General features: G+C 67.1%; 18 protein-coding genes. 14 read left to right on the top strand and 4 right to left on the bottom strand.

The features are described from left to right. Positions 1-138: 138 nt before the first annotated feature. From V7Z82_RS05880 to V7Z82_RS05930, 11 genes are read left to right on the top strand one after another with little or no spacing between them, the layout of a single operon-like run. Positions 139-1,950 carry a nucleoside-diphosphate sugar epimerase/dehydratase gene (locus V7Z82_RS05880; protein ID WP_334148978.1) on the top strand — a complete coding sequence of 604 codons (1,812 nt, stop codon included), beginning with the start codon at positions 139-141 and terminating at the stop codon, positions 1,948-1,950. After that, entirely contained in the window at positions 1,947-3,080 is a 1,134-nt protein-coding gene (locus V7Z82_RS05885) for a DegT/DnrJ/EryC1/StrS family aminotransferase (protein ID WP_334148980.1), read from the top strand. Before V7Z82_RS05880 ends, V7Z82_RS05885 begins: the two co-directional genes overlap by 4 nt. After that, the gene (locus tag V7Z82_RS05890; RefSeq protein WP_334148983.1) at positions 3,070-3,705 is read left to right on the top strand and encodes a sugar transferase; all 636 of its coding nucleotides are present in this window, start codon (positions 3,070-3,072) and stop codon (positions 3,703-3,705) included. Before V7Z82_RS05885 ends, V7Z82_RS05890 begins: the two co-directional genes overlap by 11 nt. Beyond that, entirely contained in the window at positions 3,698-4,363 is a 666-nt protein-coding gene (locus tag V7Z82_RS05895; RefSeq protein ID WP_334148985.1) for a NeuD/PglB/VioB family sugar acetyltransferase, read from the top strand. The genes V7Z82_RS05890 and V7Z82_RS05895 overlap by 8 nt, the downstream gene beginning before the upstream one ends. Further along, the gene (locus tag V7Z82_RS05900; protein WP_334148987.1) at positions 4,360-5,583 is read left to right on the top strand and encodes a glycosyltransferase family 4 protein; all 1,224 of its coding nucleotides are present in this window, start codon (positions 4,360-4,362) and stop codon (positions 5,581-5,583) included. Before V7Z82_RS05895 ends, V7Z82_RS05900 begins: the two co-directional genes overlap by 4 nt. Next, positions 5,580-6,632 (top strand): SDR family NAD(P)-dependent oxidoreductase, encoded by a 1,053-nt coding sequence (locus tag V7Z82_RS05905; RefSeq protein WP_334148989.1) that lies wholly within the window; start codon positions 5,580-5,582, stop codon positions 6,630-6,632. Before V7Z82_RS05900 ends, V7Z82_RS05905 begins: the two co-directional genes overlap by 4 nt. Further along, complete coding sequence (locus V7Z82_RS05910) at positions 6,629-7,723, top strand: polysaccharide biosynthesis C-terminal domain-containing protein (protein WP_334148991.1); 1,095 nt, start codon at positions 6,629-6,631, stop codon at positions 7,721-7,723. Before V7Z82_RS05905 ends, V7Z82_RS05910 begins: the two co-directional genes overlap by 4 nt. Positions 7,724-7,725: 2 nt before the next feature. Continuing rightward, positions 7,726-8,856, top strand: coding sequence for a non-hydrolyzing UDP-N-acetylglucosamine 2-epimerase (gene wecB, locus V7Z82_RS05915; RefSeq protein WP_334148993.1), 1,131 nt, complete (start codon positions 7,726-7,728; stop codon positions 8,854-8,856). A gap of 60 nt (positions 8,857-8,916) precedes the next feature. Beyond that, positions 8,917-10,032 carry a glycosyltransferase gene (locus V7Z82_RS05920; protein WP_334148995.1) on the top strand — a complete coding sequence of 372 codons (1,116 nt, stop codon included), beginning with the start codon at positions 8,917-8,919 and terminating at the stop codon, positions 10,030-10,032. An 8-nt stretch (positions 10,033-10,040) separates the two neighbouring features. Next, positions 10,041-11,117 carry a hypothetical protein gene (locus tag V7Z82_RS05925; RefSeq protein WP_334148997.1) on the top strand — a complete coding sequence of 359 codons (1,077 nt, stop codon included), beginning with the start codon at positions 10,041-10,043 and terminating at the stop codon, positions 11,115-11,117. A 31-nt stretch (positions 11,118-11,148) separates the two neighbouring features. Beyond that, complete coding sequence (locus tag V7Z82_RS05930) at positions 11,149-12,354, top strand: lipopolysaccharide biosynthesis protein (protein WP_334148999.1); 1,206 nt, start codon at positions 11,149-11,151, stop codon at positions 12,352-12,354. 26 nt (positions 12,355-12,380) lie between these two features. Here the strand turns inward: V7Z82_RS05930 and V7Z82_RS05935 are convergent, their stop codons facing one another. Further along, positions 12,381-13,583, bottom strand: a complete 1,203-nt coding sequence (locus V7Z82_RS05935) for an O-antigen ligase family protein (RefSeq protein ID WP_334149002.1) — start codon at positions 13,581-13,583, stop codon at positions 12,381-12,383. Between the two features lie 381 nt (positions 13,584-13,964). On the opposite strand from V7Z82_RS05935, the gene V7Z82_RS05940 reads away from it, so the two are divergent. Further along, positions 13,965-15,278 (top strand): UDP-glucose dehydrogenase family protein, encoded by a 1,314-nt coding sequence (locus tag V7Z82_RS05940; RefSeq protein WP_334149004.1) that lies wholly within the window; start codon positions 13,965-13,967, stop codon positions 15,276-15,278. A gap of 22 nt (positions 15,279-15,300) precedes the next feature. Here the strand turns inward: V7Z82_RS05940 and V7Z82_RS05945 are convergent, their stop codons facing one another. Next, positions 15,301-16,353: a hypothetical protein gene (locus V7Z82_RS05945; protein ID WP_334149006.1), complete on the bottom strand. Its 1,053-nt coding sequence runs from the start codon at positions 16,351-16,353 to the stop codon at positions 15,301-15,303. 186 nt (positions 16,354-16,539) lie between these two features. Here V7Z82_RS05945 and V7Z82_RS05950 point away from each other — a divergent pair, with 186 nt between their 5' ends. Beyond that, a complete protein-coding gene (locus V7Z82_RS05950) occupies positions 16,540-18,393 on the top strand; it encodes a DUF4012 domain-containing protein (protein ID WP_334149008.1) in 1,854 nt (617 codons plus the stop codon). Positions 18,394-18,396: 3 nt separating this feature from the next. On the opposite strand, the gene lepB is transcribed toward V7Z82_RS05950, so the two are convergent. Then, complete coding sequence (gene lepB / locus V7Z82_RS05955) at positions 18,397-19,098, bottom strand: signal peptidase I (protein ID WP_334149009.1); 702 nt, start codon at positions 19,096-19,098, stop codon at positions 18,397-18,399. Between the two features lie 86 nt (positions 19,099-19,184). On the opposite strand from lepB, the gene V7Z82_RS05960 reads away from it, so the two are divergent. Continuing rightward, on the top strand, positions 19,185-20,237 hold the full coding sequence (locus tag V7Z82_RS05960; RefSeq protein ID WP_334149011.1) for an acyltransferase family protein: 1,053 nt from the start codon (positions 19,185-19,187) through the stop codon (positions 20,235-20,237). A 10-nt stretch (positions 20,238-20,247) separates the two neighbouring features. Here the strand turns inward: V7Z82_RS05960 and V7Z82_RS05965 are convergent, their stop codons facing one another. Further along, positions 20,248-21,237, bottom strand: coding sequence for a MauE/DoxX family redox-associated membrane protein (locus V7Z82_RS05965; protein ID WP_334149013.1), 990 nt, complete (start codon positions 21,235-21,237; stop codon positions 20,248-20,250). Positions 21,238-21,284: the final 47 nt, after the last annotated feature.

Here is a 21,284-nt window from a genome sequence, read left to right on the forward strand (position 1 = left end):
ATGGAACCAATACATTGGTTGCGACTGAGACATCGAGACCTCTCGCGGGTCCCCAGCCCGAGCGAGAGGATCACGCGCTGACGTGCGTGTGCAGGGGGAATTGTGCCATCGGGTTCTGAGCGGAACGAAGAAGTGTCGGTGTGGCAGCGGCGGAGGAGACTCACCGCGGCCATCGTCGACAGCGCCGCGTGGATCGTCGGCATCGTCATCGCCGTCGTGCTGCGATTCGAGTTCGAGCCGACCCTGCGCGGCTGGCTGTCCATGGTCATGCTCGCGGTCATCGCCGCAGCGAGCCAGGTCGTCGTCGGCTACTACCTCGCGCTCTACCGCGGCCGATTCACGTATGGCTCCTTCGATGAGGTGCGTGCGCTCGGCATCGCCGTCGTGGTCCAGGCTGCCGTGCTCTCCGCGGTCGTGATGGTCGTCGGACCCTACGTGGGTCTGCCTCGCGGCACCGTCATCCTCGCCTTCCCGTTCGTGCTGCTGCTCATGTTCGGCGTCCGCTACAGCGCTCGCCTCGTGATCGAGCGCAGCCGCAAGCCCGGAGCCGAGGCCGAGCCGGCGCTCATCGTCGGCGGCGGCTACGTCGGCGACATGCTGCTGCACCAGATGATGACCGACCCCACGTCGCCGCTGCGCGCCGTCGGCATCCTCGACGACGATCCGGCCAAGAAGAACCTGCGCCTGCGCGGTGTGCCGGTGATCGGCCGCACCAGCGAGATCGTCGCGGCGGCCGAGGACACCGGGGCAACGACGTTGGTGATCGCGATCGGCGGCGCAGACAGCCTGCTGCTCCGGCGCCTCGCCGACGACGCCGAACAGGCCGGACTCCGCGTCACCATCACCCCGACGCTGTCGAACATGATGTCGGGCGAGCAGTCGGCGAGCGACCTGCGCGACATCAGCATCGAAGACCTCATCGGGCGCCACCCGGTCGACACCAACGTCGAGCTCATCGCCGGCTATGTGACCGGCCGTCGCGTGCTGGTCACCGGCGCGGGCGGATCGATCGGCTCGGAGCTCTGCCGTCAGCTCGTCAAGTACGGCCCGAGTGAGCTCATCATGCTCGACCGTGACGAGACCGGTCTGCAGCTCGCCCAGCTCGGCACCTCGGGACATGGCCTCCTCGACTCGAAGGACGTGGTGCTCGCCGACATCCGCGAGACCGACACGCTGAACGACATCTTCAACGACCGCCGCCCGGAGGTCGTGTTCCACGCGGCAGCGCTCAAGCACCTGCCGATGCTCGAGCAGTACCCCGACGAGGCCTGGAAGACGAACGTGCTCGGCACGCTCAACGTGCTCACCGCCGCGCAGGCCGTCGGCGTCGACACCTTCGTCAACATCTCGACCGACAAGGCGGCGAACCCCACCAGTGTGCTCGGGCACTCCAAGCGCGTCGCCGAGAAGCTCACGGCGTGGGCCGGCGAGGAATCCGGCATGCGGTACCTCTCGGTGCGCTTCGGCAACGTGATCGGCAGCCGCGGTTCGATGCTCCCCACGTTCCAGACGCTGATCGAGGCCGGCGGACCGATCACGGTCACGCACCCCGACGTCACCCGCTACTTCATGACCATCCCCGAGGCATGCCAGCTCGTGATCCAGGCCGGCGGCATCGGTCGCGCCGGCGAGGTGCTCATCCTCGACATGGGCGAGCCGGTCTCGATCCTCGAGGTCGCCAAGCGCATGATCGCGATGTCGGGCAAGAAGATCGAGATCGTGTTCACGGGACTCCGCCACGGCGAGAAGCTGCACGAGGTGCTCGTCGGATCGACCGAAGACCTCGAGCGCCCGTTCCACCCGAAGGTCTCGCACACCAAGGCCGATTCGATCTCGCCCGAACGCCTCGACAAGGCCGGCTGGGAGGCGCGGATGCTGGCAGTGCCGCGCAACAACGACACCGCCATCATCGAGCCCATCAGACTCGACACCACGGAGTTCAAGAAGTGACCGCACGGATCTACATGTCCTCGCCCGACGTCGGCGAGCTCGAGGAGAACGCGGTCCTCGCGGCGATGCGCTCCGGGTGGATCGCCCCGCTCGGGCCCGACGTCGACGCCTTCGAGCGCGAGCTCGCCGAACGGGTCGGCGTGGCGCACGGCGTCGCGCTCAGCTCCGGCACCGCTGCGCTGCACCTGGGGCTGCTGACCCTCGGCATCGAGCCGGGTGACATCGTGCTGACCTCGACCATGACGTTCGCCGCGACGACCAACGCGATCGTCTACACCGGTGCCGAGCCGTACTTCATCGACGCCGATCCCGAGACCGGGAACATGGACCCGGTCCTGCTCCGCCAGGCGCTGCAGCAGCTGCACGCCGCGGGCGAGCGGGTCGCCGCGATCGTGCCGGTCGATCTGCTCGGCAAGGCCGTCGACTACACCGCGATCCTCGCCGCTGCCGCCGAGTACGACGTGCCGGTGCTCTCCGATGCGGCAGAGTCGCTCGGTGCGAGTCACCGAGGCCGGGCAGCAGGCAGCTTCGGTCGCGCATCGATCGTGTCGTTCAACGGCAACAAGATCATGACCACCTCCGGCGGCGGGATGCTGCTGACGGACGAGCCCGAGATCGCACAGCACGTGCGGTACCTCGCGACCCAGGCCAGGCAGCCGGTCGTGCACTACGAGCACACCGACATCGGATACAACTACCGCATGAGCAACCTGCTCGCGGCCCTCGGGCGCGCGCAGCTGCAGCGCCTCGACTCGATGATCGCTCGGCGCCGCGAGGTGCGCGAGCTCTACAAGGCGTTGTTCGCCGACGTCGCGGGCGTCGAGGTGTTCGGCGCCGCAGGCGACCAGGACGACAACGTCTGGCTGACCTCGATCATCGTGGACTCGGACGTCACCGGCTGGCAGCCGCAGGAGCTCGCCGCGGTGCTCGGCGCCGACGACATCGAGAGCCGGCCGCTGTGGAAGCCGATGCACCTGCAGCCCGTGTTCGCCGGCTCGCGGGGTGTGATCACCGGTGCCTCCGAGGCGCTGTTCGAGCGGGGCCTGACCCTGCCGAGCGGTTCGGCGCTGACGGCCGAGCAGCGGGAGCGCGTGCGCTCCGCGATCGCCGCCTTCCTCGATGGGCGCTGAGGTGGCTCGCCCCACACGTCGGCCGTACGACGTCGCCAAGCGTGCGCTCGATGCCGCGGCATCCGCTGTCGGGCTCGTCGTCCTGAGTCCGGTCATCCTCGTCACCGCCGTCGTCGTGCGGCTGAACCTCGGCAGCCCGGTGCTCTTCACGCAGCCGCGCCCCGGTCGCGGTGGTCGGGTGTTCCGTCTGTACAAGTTCCGGTCGATGCGCAACGTCGACGAGTCCAGGGGACTGGTGACCGACGAGCAGCGGCTCACGCGCTTCGGTCGCATCCTGCGTTCGACGAGCCTCGACGAGCTGCCCTCGCTGTTGAACGTGCTGCACGGCGACATGAGCGTGGTCGGTCCGCGCCCGCTGCTGGTCGAGTATCTGCCGCGCTACACGCCGGAACAGGCACGTCGGCACGAGGTTCGACCTGGCATCACGGGTCTTGCGCAGGTCAACGGTCGCAATACGGTGGAGTGGGAGCAGCGGTTCGCGCTCGACGTGCAGTACGTCGACCGGCGCAGCCTCGCCCTCGACGCCCGGATCCTGGTCGACACGGTCCGGTCTGTCGTGGCTCGCGAGGGGATCAGCGCAGAAGGACACGTCACGATGCGGAAGTTCGGAGAAGCGGATGCCTGAACGGATCGTCGTGATCGGCGCCGGCGGCTTCGGCCGCGAGACGCTCGACGTCATCGAGGCGCTCATCGCGGCGGGGGAATCCCTGCACCTCGTCGGCGTGATCGATGCTGGTCCGCGTCAGGACGACCTCGGACGTCTGGGCGCACGCGGCATCGCGTATCTCGGCACGGACGAGGAATGGCTGCCGACCGCGACCGGCGATGAGCGCTTCGTCGTCGCGATCGGATCACCCGCCGTCCGCTCGAAGGTCGCTCAGCGGTTCGCCGCTGCAGGTCTGCGGGCGAAGACCCTGATCCACCCCAGCGCCGTGATCGGCTCGCAGCCGAGCATCGGCGATGGCGTCGTGATCACGTCTGGCGTGCAGGTGTCGACGAACGTGTCGATCGGCGACCACGTGCATCTGAACCCGGCATGCATCATCGGGCATGACGCGACGCTCGCCGACGTCGTCTCGGTGAACCCCGGCGCCATCGTCTCGGGAAACGTCGTGGTCGAGACCGGAACGCTGCTCGGCGCCGGATCGGTCGTGCTGCAGGGGCTCACGGTCGGTGCCGGTGCAACCGTCGGCGCAGCTGCATGCGTGACGAAGGATGTCGCACCGGAGACGGTGGTTGTCGGTGTGCCGGCGCGGGTGCTCGGGGACGGTGCGGCATCGTGAAGGTACTCATCGTCTCGCAGTACTACCCGCCGGAAGCGGTCCCTCTTCCCGCCGACTTGGCGCACGGGCTCGCGGCGCACGGACACCAGGTGAAGGTGCTCACCGGCTTCCCGAATTATCCGACCGGTCGCGTCTTCCCCGGCTACCGCCAGCGCTGGCGCTCCGTCGAGAAGGACGGAGCGGTCGAGCTGCACCGCGTGCCGCTGTTCGCCGACCATTCGCAGCACGCGCTGAAGCGGATGCTCAACTACTTCTCGTTCGCGCTCAGCTCGGCGACCGCACGCCGACTGTCGCGAGGTGCGGACGTCGTCTACGTCTACGCCACGCAGATGACGGCCGGGTTCGGGCCGTGGCTCTGGCGCGTGACCGGCGGACGCCCCTACGTGCTGCACGTGCAGGATCTCTGGCCCGACTCGATCATCGGTTCATCCATGATGGCGGGCGGCGCGAAGGAACGGATCATCTCGGGCGTGCTCGGGCCGTGGTTGCGCAGCGCATATGGTCGCGCTGCTGCAGTCATCGGCATCGCCCCGACCATGGTGCGCACGCTCGTCTCGCGCGGCGTGCCGCAGGAGCGTGCGCACCTCGTCTACAACTGGGCGGATGCCGGTGAGCCCGTCGCCTCCGCCCTGCCGACCATCGACGCGCCCCGCGCGGAGATCGTCTATGCAGGCAATGTCGGGGATATGCAGGATCTCGGCACTGCGGTTCGGGCAGCGCACGCCGCTGCCGACGACGGCGTCGCGCTCACGATCGTCGGCGACGGCGTCGTACGGGCGGATCTGCAGGCGCTCGTCGCCGAACTCGGCGCGACCAACGTGCGCTTCGAGGAGCCCGTGCCGCGCGAGCGGATGCCCGAGATCTATGGGCGCACGGATTTCGCGCTCGTCTCGCTGAAGGACATGCCGGTGTTCCGTGGCACGATCCCGTCGAAGTTCCAAGCCGTGCTGTCGGCCGGCGTGCCGGTGATCACGACGGTCCAGGGCGATGTGCGAGCACTCGTCGAGACCGACGGAGTCGGGTTGACGGCGGATGCCGAGAACGAGGCCTCGCTGGCCGATGCGTTCCGGCGTGCTGCGACACTCACCTCCGACGAACGCGCGGCGATGGCACGCAATGGCCGGACGATGTACGACACACACTTCTCCCGCGAGTCGGGGATCTCCAGTATCGAGGAGCTGCTGTCTGCAGCCGCGAAGGGAACGAGTAGAGGACGATGAGCGAGTCATACGGCGGAGCGCGCGTGCTGGTCACCGGCGGAACCGGATCGTTCGGGCACACCGTCGCCAAGAAGCTGCTGGAGCGCGACGTCGCCGAGATCCGCATCTTCAGCCGCGACGAGGCGAAGCAGGATCTCATGCGCCACGAGATCAAGGACTCGCGTCTGCGGTTCTACGTCGGGGACGTCCGCGACTACGACAGCGTCGATCGCGCGACCCGCGACGTCGATTTCATCTTCCACGCGGCGGCGCTCAAGCAGGTTCCATCGTGCGAGTTCTTCCCGATGGAGGCGGTCCGCACCAACGTGCACGGCAGCGAGAACGTCGTCCGCGCGGCCGACCGCAACGGCGTGCGCTCGGTCGTCGCGCTCAGCACCGACAAGGCCGTCTATCCCGTGAACGCGATGGGCATGTCGAAGGCCCTGATGGAGAAGGTCGCGCAGTCGCACGGACTGAACAACCCGAACACCGACACCACTGTGTCCTGCGTTCGATACGGCAACGTCATGTACTCCCGCGGCTCCGTCATCCCGCTGTTCATCCGTCAGATCAAGGCGGGCAACAACATCACGGTCACCAACCCCGAGATGACGCGGTTCATGATGTCGTTGGCGCACTCGGTCGACCTCGTCGAGTTCGCGTTCCGCAATGCCCAGCAGGGCGACCTCTTCGTGCGCAAGGCGAAGGCGACCTCGATCGGCACGCTCGCCCAGGCCGTGCTCAACCTGTTCCGCTCGGACGCGAAGCTCGAGGTCATCGGCACCCGTCACGCCGAGAAGCTGTCGGAGGCGCTCGCCACTCGGGAGGAGCTCTCCCGCGCTCGTGACATGGGCGACTACTTCCGAGTGCAGGCCGACAACCGCGACCTGAACTACAGCGTGTACTTCGAGGAGGGCGACGTCACGCAGAGCCGCTTCGAGGACTATGACTCGCACACCGTGCAGCAGATGTCGGTCGGAGAGGTCGAAGAGCTCCTCCTCACGCTGCCGGAGGTGCGCGCCGAGTTGCGCCAGGCCGGGCTCCCCGAGACCTCGGTGACGAACTCGTGACTCGTTTCGCCGTCACCGGTGCCGGCGGTTTCCTCGGCTGGCACCTGCGCTCTGCGCTGCAGGAGTCCGGTACCGCCGTCTCTGCAGTCGCGGTCGGCGACGCCTTCGATCTGCACGCGGCTGCGGCTGCAGTCGACGGGAGCGACCGAGTCATTCACATCGCCGGGGTCAATCGTGCCTCCGATGAAGAGGTCACCGCGGGCAACATCGGCTTCGCCGAGCAGCTCGCATCGGCGCTGCGGGCGGCGAAGACGCCGCCGCCGGTCGTCGTGTACGCGAACTCGACGCAGTCGACCAACGGCTCGGTCTACGGCGAGGCGAAGGCGCGAGCCGCCGAGATCCTGGCCGGCGCGGCATCCGATGTCGGAGCCGAGTTCATCGACGTGCAACTGCCGAACCTGTTCGGCGAGCACGGTCGTCCGTTCTACAACGCGGTCACCGCGACCTTCAGCCACCTGATCGCAGCAGGTGAGAGCCCCGTCGTCGAGAACGACAAGGAGCTCACGCTCCTGCACGCGCAGAACGCCGTCGATCTGCTCACCGGAGGCGTGCCGTTGCAGCGGCTCGGCGAACTCGAGCGGAACGAGACCGTGGCCGGGCTGCTCGCACGGCTGCAGGGGTACGCCGAACTCTATGACCGGGGGGAGATCCCCAGCGTCGCCGACGACTTCGATCGCGACCTGTTCAACACCTACCGCTCGTACACGTTCCCGGCGCAGTCGCCGATCGACCTCACCAGGCACGCGGACGCGCGCGGATCGTTCTTCGAGATCATCCGGTCGCACGGTGGTCCGGGTCAGTCGTCGTTCTCCACGACCGTCCCGGGCGTGACCCGCGGCGATCACTACCACCGACGCAAGATCGAGCGCTTCACGGTGCTGCAGGGCCGCGCCCGGATCTCGCTGCGCCGCCTGTACTCTGATGAGGTCGTCTCCTTCGAGGTCTCGGGCGATGCACCCGGTGCCGTCGACATGCCGACGATGTGGTCGCACAACATCACCAACATCGGTGACGACCTGCTGTACACCTCGTTCTGGACCAATGACATCTTCGACCCCGCAAACCCCGACACGATTGCCGAGGCAGTGTGACCATGGCCGACAAACTCAAGGTGATGACGGTCGTCGGAACCAGGCCGGAGATCATCCGCCTGTCCGCGACGATCAAGCTCCTCGACGAGCACACCGATCAGGTCCTGGTGCACACGGGCCAGAACTACGACTACGAGCTCAACGAGGTGTTCTTCGAGGACCTCGGACTGCGTCGTCCCGACCATTTCCTCAACGCCGACGTCTCATCGCTGGGCGCTGCGCTCGGGTCGATCCTCACGAAGACCGAAGAGGTGCTGCGTGCCGAGCAGCCCGACGCGTTCCTCGTGCTGGGTGACACCAACAGCTGCATCTCCGCGGTCATCGCGAAGCGCATGAAGATTCCGGTCTTCCACATGGAGGCCGGCAACCGCTCCTTCGACGAGAACGTGCCGGAAGAGACCAACCGTCGCCTCGTCGACCACGTGGCCGACTACAACCTCGTGTACACCGAGCACGCACGTCGCAACCTGCTCGCCGAGGGGCTGCACCCGTCGAAGATCCTGCTCACCGGTTCGCCGATGCGAGAGGTGCTGGAGCAGAACCGCGAGCAGATCGAGGCGAGCGACGCCGTCGAGCGCGCCGGGCTCACGCCTGGGGAGTACTTCCTCGTCAGCCTGCACCGCGAGGAGAACGTCGACAATCCGGCGCGGCTGCGGTCGGCAGTGGACGCGTTGCAGGCGCTGAGCGAGGAGTATGCCCTTCCGGTGCTGGTCTCCACGCATCCGCGCACTCGCAAGCGTCTGGAGAGCCTCGGCATCGCGGAGAGCGAGAACATCCGCTTCCACCCTCCGTTCGGATTCCACGACTACTGCAAGCTGCAGTTGGAGTCGAAGCTCGTGCTCTCGGACAGCGGCACGATCAGCGAGGAGTCGAGCCTGCTCGGGTTCCCCGCCGTCACTCTGCGCGACTTCATCGAACGGCCTGAGTCCGTCGACACCGGCGCGATCATCACGGCCGGCATCGAACCGGCGCGTGTGCTCGCGGCCGTCCGGGTCGTGCTCGCGCAGAAGCGTCCTCCCTACACGCCGGCGGACTACCAGATCGATGACACCTCGCAGCGCGTCGTGAACTTCGTCCACGGAACCGTTCCTTCGCATCGCCGGCGGCTCGGCCTGCTGTCGAGCGGCGAGTGATGGTCGAGTGGCGACCGCTTCCGGCCGACCGATCGACCTCACGGGAGTCTGAGTCAGCGCATGTCTGAAGCGCTTGTGTACTACTTCGCGTTCCCGCACTACCGCAAGGGAATCCTGAGCGGGCTCCGCGCACAGCCCGACCCGACGTTCGACCTCGTGGCAGGCAGCAGCTCGCGCGCGAACATCAAGGCGCTGGGGGCCGAAGACATCGACGGGCTCGAGATCGTGCGGAGCTTCCGTCTCGGCCCGGTGAGCTGGGACCGCGGCATCGTTGCTCGGGCAAGTTCTCGCCGATATCGGACGGTTGTTCTGGGGCCTGCGACGTTGTCGCTGAGCACCTGGGCGATCCTCGTCGCGCGTCGTCTGAGTGGGCGCCGGACGTTCCTCTGGGGCCAGTGCGGTCGCTTCGGGGATCGCTCGCTGAAGCGTCGCGTGCAGGAGGCGATGAATCGATTGGCCACCGGTCTGCTCGTCTACGGGGAGAACGAGGCCGTCGCTGCGACGCAGCTTGGGCTGTCTCCGCGGCGGGTCACGGTGATCAACAACGCGACCCACTCCAACCGTGACGTCCTGGATGCGAAGGACGACGCTGCCCAGCTTGCTCGGGCCAAGGACGCCGCCGTGAGCGCGCAGCACGAGGGACAGCTGCGGTTGCTCTTTGTGGGGCGACTCAACCACGACAAGCACCTCGACGTGCTGCTGCGCGCCGCAGCGAAGCTGAAGGCACGCCATCCGGGACTCGTCATCGATCTCATCGGCGACGGTGACGCGCGCGCAGATCTCGGCGCGGAGTTCGACCAGGACTGGGTGCGATTCCACGGATGGGTCTATGACACCGACGAACTGAACGAGTATTTCCGGTCCGCGACGTTCGTCTGCTCACCGTTCCATATGGGCCTGCTCGCCATCGATGCGCTGCGAGCCGGGACTCCGGTGCTGGTCCCGGACAATCCGATGAACGGTTCGGAAGTCGAAGCGCTGACGCCGATGGTGAATGCCGTGCGTTTCCCGTCCGGTGAGGAAGACGGCATCGTGGATGCCGTCGGCCGGTGGTTCGCCGCCGTCGGTGACCTCGACCTCGATCTGTATCGGGAAGCGAGGACGACGGCCCTGGCGACCTGGGACCCCGCGGGAGTCGCGGCGGCCATCAAGCGTGCGACAGCGGAGCGAGCATGAGCGCAAGAGTGAGCAGACAGACACCGACGTTCCTGTGGCTGACAGGGCATGTGCGCAACGTCGGCGATTCGATGCTGCGTCGGCCCCTCGCCGATCTGTATCGCGGAGTCGGCCCGATCAGGGTCTGGTCCGGTGCCCCAGCTTCCGGCTACGCTGCCGGGCTGCGGATCTCCGAGGACGAGAGCGCGCCATCGTTCCGGGCATGGGCATGGGAGTTCACGATCGCAGCGCTGCGCGGCCGGCCCACCTTCGCCTTCAATGCCGGCGAGTTCGGGGTCACGAAGGCGTACTTCTTCGGACTGGTGGCTCTGGCGCCAGCTCTCATCCTGGCCCGCGCGAAGGGCTCGCGGATCATTTGGGCCGGTGCGGGCGTGAAGAACCGACGGAAGTACTTCATGTGGCCGTTCGATGCGCTCGCCAAGGCAGCCGCGGATCTGCGATGGCGCGATGTCACATCGACGCCGCTCATGGGGCGGGGGCGGACGATGCCGGACTGGGGCTTCGGCATCGGTCCAGGTGGCGAGTCCGCACCTGCGCTCGACGCTGTGGACCCGACTTCCCGGCACAAGATCGCCGTCTCTCTGCGAGGTGATCGCCGCGAACCATCCGAAGAGTGGCTCGATGCGGTCGATCGCCTTGCGCGCCGACTGGACCGTGAGATCGTATGCATCGTGCAGGTGCAGGACGACGACGCACTGATGCGGCGGGTTGCCGATCGGCTGGGTGCGGAGCTCGTCGGCTGGGGAGATGGCAATCACTGGGCGCAGGAGCAACGGGTCAGGGAAGCGTATTCGCGGTCGGTCCTTGCACTGTCGGACCGGCTCCACGGCTTGGTGATCGCGGCGACCGAGGGTGCGATTCCGCTCGGGTGGTGCGAGGCGACGACCGTGAAGGTGACGAATCACTTCGAGGTCATCGGGGCGGTTGACGTCGGCCCAGGGGATTCTTCGGTCGTCGAGCTGATCGACACGCTCGACGACGCCCGCGTCGATGAGCTGTCGGCGGCCTCGACCGCGCGCGTCCGTGAGGCCCGAGCCCGCGTCGATGCTGTCCGCGAAGAACTTGCGGCGGCGGAACTGCGCTGATGCATTCGTCACGGGGCGACGGTGAGGCGAGATGAGTCGTGAGCGATGGCTGGTCGTCGGTGGGCAAGCCGCAGGACAGCTCGCGACTGTCGCCACGCTGCCGCTGCTGACCAGGATTCTCGATCCCACGCCCATGGGCCTCTACCAGGCGGCCTTCGCGATCGGTGTGATCTTGCAGCCGGTCGCTTCACTGCGGCTGGAGTTCGTACTCCCCGCAGTGCGCGGGCACGGTGAACTTCGACGCCTCGTTCGGTTCTCGACATGGTCGCAGGTGATCTGCGGGGTGCTCGCCGTCGCACTCTTCGCTGTGCTCGCTCTGCTCGGGGAGCATGATGCGGGGCAGATCGCGCTGATGTCCGGTCTTGTCATGGTGGCGTATGCATGGACCGTCGTCGACAATGCGTTGCTGGTCCGGCAGGGGGCGATGCATCGGCTGGCGGTGCGCAACTTGCTCGCGGGGCTGCTCACGGCAGGACTGCAGATTCTCGTCGCTCTGACCGTTCCGAACATCTTCCTGCTGGCGCTCTCGATTCTGATCGGTCGCGCAGCGGCGATCCTGCTGACGCGACGCCGTGCGGAAGCCGACGTCACAGCCGCAGCTGACCAGGCGGAGGACGTGCCGTGGACCGGGAGTCGAGCGATCTACTCCGTGCTTTCCGGGTTGGTGTCATCTGCCTCCTTGCAAGGACTCACGGTGTACGTGACCGCTGGGTTCGGAGCGGCGGCGGCTGGTGCGGTCGGTGTGGCTCAGCGCAGCGCGAGCGCCCCTGTCGCCTTCCTCAGCCAAGGTCTGTCGCAGTACTCACAGGCGAAGATCGCAGCGGTGCTGCGATCAGGCGAAGGTGAGGCCAGGCGCGAGATCCTCCACCAGATCCGCGGCACGCTGCCCATCGCCCTGTTGGCGACGGTCGGACTCGCGGTTTTCGGACCGCTGCTGGCGCCGATCGTGTTCGGTCCCGGATGGGCCGATGTCGGCCCGGTGATCGCGCTGCTCGCGCTTCCGATCGGCCTGCAACTCCTGCTGTCACCGGTGATGTCGGTGTTCGTGATGCTCGGACGCGAGCGCTTGCTGCTTGTTGTGCAGGTCGTCCGGCTGGCAGTCTCACTTGCCGGCGCGTTCATCGCTCAGCTCGTGACCGGTGACGTGCTGCTCAGCGTGCTCGGGTTCGCGATCGGGACCGCATTCGGGTACGCGTTCACACTGATCGCGGTGTGGCGCCTCATCCGCAAGCCCTGAGTCGGTTCGCGACGAGTTCGCCCACGTCAGGTGAGGGCGGGTTCGCGGACGCTCTCCAGCCTCTGCTGTTTCTTGCGCAGCGACCGCTTGATCTTCATCGGGCTGTCGATGACGAATGTCGTCGTCACGAGGAAACCTGCGGTGAGGAGGAACCAGAACGTGCGCGCGTTCAAGTCGCCGGAGAGATTCACGCTGACCAGCTCGGCGGCGAGCAGCGCGAAAACCAGCAGCGCGATCGGATCCTTCGGCGCGCGGACGAGCAGACGCACGGCGACGATCAGAACCACGACCACCGTGATGGCCCCGACCAGCGTGCCCATCTCGGCGAAGATCTCAAGGAACAGGTTGTGAGGCCAGAGGTGCCGCGGATAGCCGGCGGCAGCATTCCAGTTCCCGAATCCCACCCCTTCGGGGTTATTGGCGATGATCTCCCGCGAAAGACCCCAGTAGTACGTTCTGACAGCGTCATCGGCGGTTCCACCCGAGAGGAGAGTCTCGAACCTGCTGCCGGCGAAGAATGGGAGTACCTGTACGGCCCAGATCGCGCCGACGCCACCCACCAGGATCAGTGCGATGCGCCAAACGCGACCACTGCCTGCGAAGAGAGCAAGGACGACAACGCCTGCGATGACACCGAGCACGGGTCCGCGGGAGCCGGACGCAACAAGACCGGCGGCGAGGAGTGCGATGACGCCGAACATCATCCAGGCCGACGCGTACTTCTTCCACCACAGCCAGATCGCGATCAGGATGCCAGTCGCCAGCGCGCGTGCAAGCCAGATCGGGTTGGCCCCGAAGGCGTCCGCTCGGCCGCCGTCGAACCCGAGAAGGGTCACGACCGCGAGACCTGATGCGGCGACGATCCACACCGCACCGAAGGTCTGGAAAGAACGACGATCGCGAAGGAGCGAGGCGGCGAGCGCGCTGATGAGCGTGATCGTGAGCCATTTCTGCAGCTTGTCTTCCCCATACTCGGAGGAAGGCGCGATGGACAGGGCTGTCATTGCAACGGCGCCGAAGAGCAGCAGCACCAGTACGACGGGATGGAACCGCGGAAGCCACCGAAGAAACTCGTAGATGACCGCACCCGCCGTGAGAACGGCAGCGACCAAGGCGATCGGAAATCCCGGGATCGCCGGGAACAGGCTTCCGAGCAGGAGCGCCACGATCAAGACGGAGCGAGAGACACGCCCGAACGCAGAGAGCTGGACGATCGGGGAGAACTTCACGCGTCGAGCTTAGCCGTCGGCTCTCGGTATCCGTATTCGATCCGCTTGCGAACCACACACCGCGGCAGGACTGCACATCCCGCGCAGACAGAGGGCACACGACAGCCGCCCGACCCGCCGACCGATAGTCTTTCAGACGGTGTACGGATGCGGGAGGGGCAGCGTGACTCAGGTGGATTCCGAGCGCTCGGAGTGCCTTCCCGTGGATCGTCGGGCGGATCGTGCTCGCGACCGCCGTCGCACGCGCTGCAGCCTCACGAGGCGCCGTTCCAGCCGGACCGAACGGGCTCGAGTACGCACATTGAAAGGGCCGAGGGCGTCCGCGATCAGCAGTCACGCAGGCTCATCCCCACCGGGGACCCAGAGGAAGAGGACACGTTCATGAAGATCTCGGTTATCGGATGCGGGTACCTCGGAGCTGTGCACGCGGTGTCGATGGCGGAACTCGGCCATGACGTCGTCGGTGTCGATGTCGATGCGGAGAGGATCGCGCTCCTCTCCGACGGCAAGGCGCCCTTCTTCGAGCCCGAACTGGACCAGTTGCTCGATCGCGGGCTGGCTTCCGGCCGGCTCCGGTTCACAACTTCCCCGACGGACGTCGCCGATGCTGATGTGCACTTCCTTGCGGTAGGCACCCCGCAGAAGCAGGGTTCGCATGCTGCGGACCTGACGTACGTGGATGCCGCGTTCGCGACGATCCTCGGCGTCGCGAAGTCGGGCTCGTTGATCGTCGGAAAGAGCACTGTTCCCGTGGGGACCGCGCAGCGCCTCGCGGCGCGGCTTCCGGACCACGACGGTTCGGTGTCGCTTGCTTGGAACCCCGAGTTCCTTCGCGAGGGCTTTGCGATCAAGGACACTCTCGAGCCTGACCGTCTCGTCTACGGTGTCGTCTCGGGAGATCAGGGTCGTGACGACGCCGCGCGCCTGGATGAGGTCTATCGATCTGCGATCACGGCGGGGACACCGCGCATCATCACCGACTACGCCACATCTGAGCTCGTGAAGGTCTCGGCCAACGCCTTCCTCGCGACGAAGATCAGCTTCATCAACGCCATCAGCGAGATCGCCGATGTGGCCGGCGCCGACATCACGGCACTCGCCGACGCCATCGGTCAGGATGCGCGGATCGGCCGACGATTCCTCAACGCGGGGGTCGGATTCGGCGGAGGGTGCCTTCCGAAGGACATCAGGGCATTCGCGGCGCGCGCGGAAGAGCTCGGGAAGGGGAGCTCGCTCGCTTTCCTGAACGAGGTCGACGCCATCAACCTCCGCCAGCGGCAGCGGGTCGTCGACCTCGCCGTCGAGGCACTCGGAGGTTCGGTCAATGAACGTCGGATCGTGATCCTCGGCGTCTCCTTCAAGCCGAATTCCGACGACGTCCGTGACTCGCCCGCTCTCGACGTCGCCGTGCAGCTGAAGGGACTCGGTGCTGACGTCGTCGCGACCGATCCAGAGGGCATCGAGAACGCCCGTCGCCGTCATCCGCAACTGTCCTATGTGCCATCGTCGCGAGAGGCATTGCGCGACGCAGAGCTCGTCGTCCTGGTCACGGAGTGGCAGGAATACCGCGATCTCGATCCGAGTGACGTGGCTTCGCTCGTCGCTCGGCCGCACATCATCGACGGCAGGAATGCACTGGATCCTGTGCGCTGGCGTGCCAGCGGCTGGACCTATCGAGGGATGGGGCGCCCGTAGCGGTCGTCGATCCTGCGCGGGTTCAGCGGATCGTTCTCGAGCGGATCTGCCGGATACCGATCCGCAGCCGCTGGAGCCGGAGCGCTCGTAGACCGGTACTGCGCCCTCGTTCGGACACGGGCCCCGATCGGAGGCTTTCGGCCGTCGGCCACAGAATCCTGAAGATCACTCGGGGACGTCGTCTGAGCGGGACGATGCTGAGGGCAGCCCAGTAGACCCGGAGCGGGGAGCGTTGCAGCCTCCAACGCCAATCGAGGGGCACCTGCGCGTTCGAGTAATCGAGGTTCCGATCGGGGAATGCCAGAGGCAGGGCGGCCGCCAGTGCGTACCCGGCCCCGAACCGTTCGGCCATGTCGATCGACGAATCGCCGGCTGTGCTGAGGATCTTCGCCGCTGCCTCGACCCTCGCCGGTGCCGGCATTTGGCCGCGCAAAGGCCGGACCTCGTTCAGCGCGCTGATCACGGCGTGCAGCTCGGTCGTCGGGGTGCGCACCTTCAGGCCCCCGAATTCTCTCAGCTCCGTCGCCGCATACGCGCCTTCGAACGCATCGGCGGGCGCCGCGGTGATCCCGGGGAACCACGAATGAACGTCGACGGCGCACCCCCATTCGCTCGCACGGAGCGTCAGGGAATGCAGCACACGTGTGCCCGTGAATGCGGAGAATGCCGGCGTCCAGCCCCACCGCTCCATCGCGCGCGCGAACCGCGCCTCGGCACCTGGTTCGACCCAGCAGTCCACGTCACCGGAATGCACTCGGTCGCGAAGACCCTGCGCGTGAAGCGTCGGCCCCTTGATGAACAGGATTCGTGCGCCGATGTCGTGTGCGACGCGCGCAAGCAGTGCGTACACGAGCTCATGCAACGGCGCCGCGAGCCACGGAGTCGCCAGGCAATGGATGCGAGCATGATGGTCGACGTCGCGCGAGGCGATGCCCATCTGCTCCATGTCCGCGACGATGTCGCGCTCATCGGCCGTCAGATCAGCATCTGCGACGGGAGCGTCAACGAGCCTCCGCCAGAGACGGGCGCCCTCACCATGCAGCATGAGCGGGTCGCCTGGAGCGGTCGGCGTCACGATGATCTCGAAGGTGCCGGCTGCGAGCTCGTGCGATCGGACGTCAAGCGCACCGAAGCAGATCGCAACCCAAGAAGACACAAGCGTCATTCTGTCAGACCCCTCGCATCTCGCTCCGAGGATGAGACGTGTCGGTCGGAAGCTGCGCGCACGCGATAATCAGGGAACTGCGCTTGAATAGGTCTGATGCCGACTTCGAACCAGACCAGAGCCAGCCTGCGCGATGACGCGGACCGACGTGATCGGCGGCGGTCCCGTCGTCGCAGCATCATCTGGATCGTCGTCAGTGTCGTGATCGCCCTGCTTGCGGCGGCGCTTGTCATCGGCGGCATTGCCGTATCCAAGGCGCTCACGGTTCGTGACTCATTGACGCCGGCTGTCCCGGTCGCGAGCGGTCTCCCGTCGAAAGTCGTCTCCGGCGATGCGGCTGGTGCCGCCGCGGACGCCGCCACGCTCAAGCAGCTCTCCGAGAAGGCGGTCGCGCAGACGAGCGGCGCCGACTGGCGTATCGCGGAGTGGATCCCTTTCCTCGGTCCGAACCTCTCCGCGATCCGCACCGCGGCCGAGAGCATCGACGAGGTCGCCGATTTCGCCGTCGATTCCCTGCCGAACCTCGATCTCGCGGCATTCCGCCCGGTCGACGGCGCGGTGGATCTCTCGGCGGTGCACCGTCTCGAGGAGGTCGTGTCCGGCGGTGCTGCGACCTTCTCGGCCATCAATGACCGCATCGACGCGACCGATCGGAGCGCGTTGATCCCTCAGGTCGACACCGCGCTCGGCACGCTCGACGACGCCGTGAGCGGCGTCGACGAGACGCTCGGGACACTCGCCCCGATTCTCGACGTGCTTCCTGCTGCCCTCGGCGAGGGGGGAACGCGGACCTATCTGCTGATGTTCCAGGGAAACTCCGAGCTGCGTGCGTCCGGTGGCAACCCGGCTGCCCTCGCGTTGGTCACCGCGACAGATGGGCGCATCGAACTCACCACCCAGGCGACGAGCGTGCAGTTCGCCAATGCGCGGGCCGAGAGCATCTCCCCGCTCGACCCGGAGACGGAGAACATCTACTCCGACATCATCGGCCGCTGGATCCCCAACCTCACCGCAACCCCTGACTTCCCCACCTCCGTCGACATCATCCGCGCCTGGTGGGCCGACGAAGGTCTTCCGCCCTTCGACGATGTCATCTCGACGGATCCGGTCGCCCTCAGTTACCTGCTGAACGCGACGGGGCCGATCCCGCTTGCGACAGGGGAGACCTTGACCAGCGAGAACGCGGTGCCCCTTCTCCTGAACGAGGTGTACTACAACTACGGCGAGCACACGCCCGGCGTGCGAGCTGACGGGTCAGCGCAGGACATGTTCTTCGCCGCGGCAGCTGCGCAGATCTTCAGCACTCTCACGAAGGGCGTGAGCAACCCGATGGCCTTCCTCGATGGACTGCGTCAGGCATCCGATGAGGGGCGGATGAAGATCTGGTCGTCGAATGAGCAGATCGAGTCCATGCTGTCCGGGACCAAGCTCGCAGGCACGCTTCCCGCGAGCAACGACCCGCAGACGATCGCCGGTGTCTACTTCAACGACACGACCGGTGCCAAGACCGACTACTACGCTGACGCGAGCGTCGTCTCCTCGAGCGACCAGTGCACGGCAACGGGTGCGCCGACCTTCCAGCAGACGATCACGTTCGCCAACAACATCACGCCGGAGCAGGCTGCCGGGCTGCCTTATTTCATCACGGGGCCGTTCTACACGCCGGGTGATATCGCCACCGATGTCGTCGTCTACACGCCGGCCGGTGCGACGATCGAGGCCTGGTCCGTCGACGGCGCGCCCGCAACGCTGGTCTCGCAGGGCACTCACCTCGGGCGATCGGTCATCCGGCTCAGCGTCTACACGCCGCCGCAGACGGCCGCGACCATCAACGTCACGATGAAGGGTGCCGAGGGAACAGTCGGCGCAGACTACGGCGCGTACGACGTCTGGACGACACCCATGGTGCGGGAGACGCCGGTGACCATCGACACCCCGGGGTGCGGCTGACCGCTACGGCACCGCCCAGCGCCCCACGGGCCAGAGGATGAGCCCGACCTTGCCGACGACGTCTTCGCGCTTCATCCAGCGCCAGCATCCGTCGTCCCCGGTCTCGAGCCGTCGGCAGCCGATCGCGGAATCCGAGGAGTTGCCGCGGTTGTCGCCCAGTACGAGGTAGGAGTCTTCCGGAACCGTCACCGCGGCGAAGCAGCGGTCGGAGATCGGTGTGGTCGAGCAGTCGAGCCGGCCGGGGACGAACGCGGGATCGTTGAAGATGTACGGCTCGTCCAGGGGCTCGCCGTGGATCATGAGCTCGCCCTCGGCGCTGCAGCATTCGACGGTCTGCCCCGGACCCGCGATCACGCGCTTCACGAGCGTGTGGGCGCCGGAGGGGCCGAACCCGGTCACCTCGCCGATCCAGCGTGCCGCGCTCTTGAACCAGTTGCCGTCGCCGGCGGCATGCTCGCCCCAGGACTCGTCGGCGTCGAACACGACGATGTCGCCGGTCGCGGGCTCTGAGCCGACGTAGGCGAGCCGGTTCACGAGCACTCGATCGCCTGGCTCGAGCGTTCCCTGCATGGACTCGCTTGGCACCACGTAGGGCTTCGCGACGAAGGTCAGGAGCAGCCCGACGACGATGAACGCGAGCACGAGCTGGAACCAGACGCTCCCGGTGACTCGACGCCAGGTCGGGCGGGGCGCGGCTTCGCTCATCGACTTGGCTCCAGATGCGGTGTGAATCCCTCGTGAACTGCCAGACTACCTTCAGGCGCTGGGGCGACCACGGAGGAGAACCGCACGTGACGACGACCGCAGCGACCCGCGCTCGCAGCTCCACCACACAGCGTCTGCCCGTGCCGGATGTGCTCCGGGGCATCGCGATCATCGCGATGCTGGTGGCTCACGCTGCGCCCTTCCTGCCGAACGTTCCCTGGGTGGTGCAATTCCCGACGACGCAGCTGAATGCGGTGGCCTCGCCGCTGTTCGCCCTGGTCATGGGAATCTCGGCGCAGATCGTGTGGAATCGCAGCAAGAGCGTGGGAACGACCCTGCTGCAGCAGGCGATCCGCGCTGCCATCCTCATCGTGTTCGGCGTATGGATGGCGACGTGGGGCTCGTGGGTGGCGGTGATCCTGGCCTACCTCGGGGTCCTGCTCATCGTCGGCGTACCACTGCTGCTGTTCCGCACGCGGACGGTACTCGTGATCGCGGCCGTCTTCGTGGTGATCAGCCAACCGGTTGTCGCCGCAGCGCGCTCCTCGATCTGGCTGATGACACAGCCTCCGGCGGTCCGTGAGATCGGCGCCTGGATCCTGACCGGCCCGTCGTACCGGCTCATCAACCTCGTTCCCTTCTTCCTCGTCGGGGCATTGCTCTTCCGGCACGGGTTCCGCCGGGACCGCCTCCTCGCGGGGCTCGCGGGGCTGGCGGTCGCCGCGTATGCGGCCTCGTGGGTCGGGGAGCGTCTGGCGCCGCGTGCCTCCGCATCCGGCGACTACCTCGACACCCTCCACGACATCGGCCTGGTCTTCGCGGTCTACGTCCTGGTCGTCCTCGCCGTGACGACGCGGCGCGACGGCATCCGTCGGTTCTGGGATGCCGTGTTCGTGCCGATCCGCGCCTGCGGGCAGCTCGCGCTCAGCCTCTATCTGCTGCACGTCGCCGTGATCGCCTGGTGGAACCTGGAGTACGGACGCCCGGCGGAGAACGTGTACCTGGGCTGGCTCATCATCGTCCCCGGCATGATCGCGATCGGCTGGCTGTGGTGGCGGTTCATCGGCACCGGGCCCGTCGAATGGCTGATGGGGCTCGCCACCGGGCGACGCAAGCGCTGGCGCACCACGCGGGGCTGACCGGCCGGGATCAGGCGGACGGCGTCTCGGCGAGTGCCACGATGCTGTCGATGAGCAGGATCGCCTCGTCGCTGCCGAGGGCGAGCGGACCCGCCTGCGTCCCGTCCGAGCCGATCAGGGCGACGACCGGACGCGCGATGCCCACGTCGAGTACAGCACCGAGGGATCCGCCGACGTCGAGCGCGAACTGCACCCGTTCGGGGAGCGTGTGGTCGGGCGCGATGGCCAACGCTCCGTGGATGACTTTCTGGATCACGTAGACATCGGTGAACGGCGCGATCTGTGCCTCGACCTGGTGCAGGTGCGTGAGCACCGTCGCGCACGCGTGGCAGCCGGGGGAGACGAACAGGAGCAGCCGCGCTCGGGTGCTGGGGGCGAGTACGTCGACGATCTGCCCTGACGAGGGGATGACCACGGCGCCGACTCCGTGCGTGAGCGCCGAGGCCACCGAGGCGTCGGCCGATGCGCGTGCCGTCGACCAGGTCGCGAGCGCGATGAGCAGCAGCGCGATCAGCGCCCCGAGGACGCCGACCGACCCGGGGCCGGCGGCGAACGCCTCAGGCACGCCTGGAGGCACGCCCATCACCGACTGGGTGAGGAACGCTGAAAGCAGGAGAGCGGCCGCGATCACGACGAGCACGACGTTGCGCGTGATGAGACGGGGTCCGATCGCTGCCGGCAACCAGTCGCCGAAGCATCCGCAGTCGTCGTTCACGCCGAGGCGGTGTGCGCGCACGACGACCGCCAGCAGGGCGACCGTGAGCAGGAGGGACGCGCCTGAGGCGGCGACGAAGAGCCAGCCGGTGGTGACGATGAGCGAGATCGCCACGATGGCTTCGACGATGATCAGCGCGGCTGCGGCCGCGTTCGGGTTCGCCACTCGGATCTGCAGTGCGTCGAAGCCGGCGCGACCGCGATCAGAGGATCGCAGCTTGCCGATCGCGCTCACGGCGAAGACCGCCGCGAGGAACAGCGCGAGCGGGACGGAGAACGCGATCATGGTGTCTTCATTCTGAGCCACGAGAGCGGCCGGACCTCGAGGGGTCC

Origin of the sequence: Microbacterium sp. (assembly GCF_036823965.1) — a bacterium.
Classification (GTDB): Bacteria; Actinomycetota; Actinomycetes; order Actinomycetales; family Microbacteriaceae; genus Microbacterium.

Excerpts from the sequence above, each read along its gene's own strand:
- V7Z82_RS05965 (WP_334149013.1), bottom strand. The coding sequence starts at position 21,237 with ATGATCGCGTTCTCCGTCCCGCTCGCGCTGTTCCTCGCGGCGGTCTTC.
- V7Z82_RS05895 (WP_334148985.1), top strand. The coding sequence starts at position 3,698 with ATGCCTGAACGGATCGTCGTGATCGGCGCCGGCGGCTTCGGCCGCGAG.
- V7Z82_RS05930 (WP_334148999.1), top strand. The coding sequence starts at position 11,149 with ATGAGTCGTGAGCGATGGCTGGTCGTCGGTGGGCAAGCCGCAGGACAG.
- V7Z82_RS05905 (WP_334148989.1), top strand. The coding sequence starts at position 5,580 with ATGAGCGAGTCATACGGCGGAGCGCGCGTGCTGGTCACCGGCGGAACC.
- V7Z82_RS05920 (WP_334148995.1), top strand. The coding sequence starts at position 8,917 with ATGTCTGAAGCGCTTGTGTACTACTTCGCGTTCCCGCACTACCGCAAG.
- V7Z82_RS05890 (WP_334148983.1), top strand. The coding sequence starts at position 3,070 with ATGGGCGCTGAGGTGGCTCGCCCCACACGTCGGCCGTACGACGTCGCC.
- V7Z82_RS05950 (WP_334149008.1), top strand. The coding sequence starts at position 16,540 with ATGCCGACTTCGAACCAGACCAGAGCCAGCCTGCGCGATGACGCGGAC.
- wecB (WP_334148993.1), top strand. The coding sequence starts at position 7,726 with ATGGCCGACAAACTCAAGGTGATGACGGTCGTCGGAACCAGGCCGGAG.
- lepB (WP_334149009.1), bottom strand. The coding sequence starts at position 19,098 with ATGAGCGAAGCCGCGCCCCGCCCGACCTGGCGTCGAGTCACCGGGAGC.
- V7Z82_RS05940 (WP_334149004.1), top strand. The coding sequence starts at position 13,965 with ATGAAGATCTCGGTTATCGGATGCGGGTACCTCGGAGCTGTGCACGCG.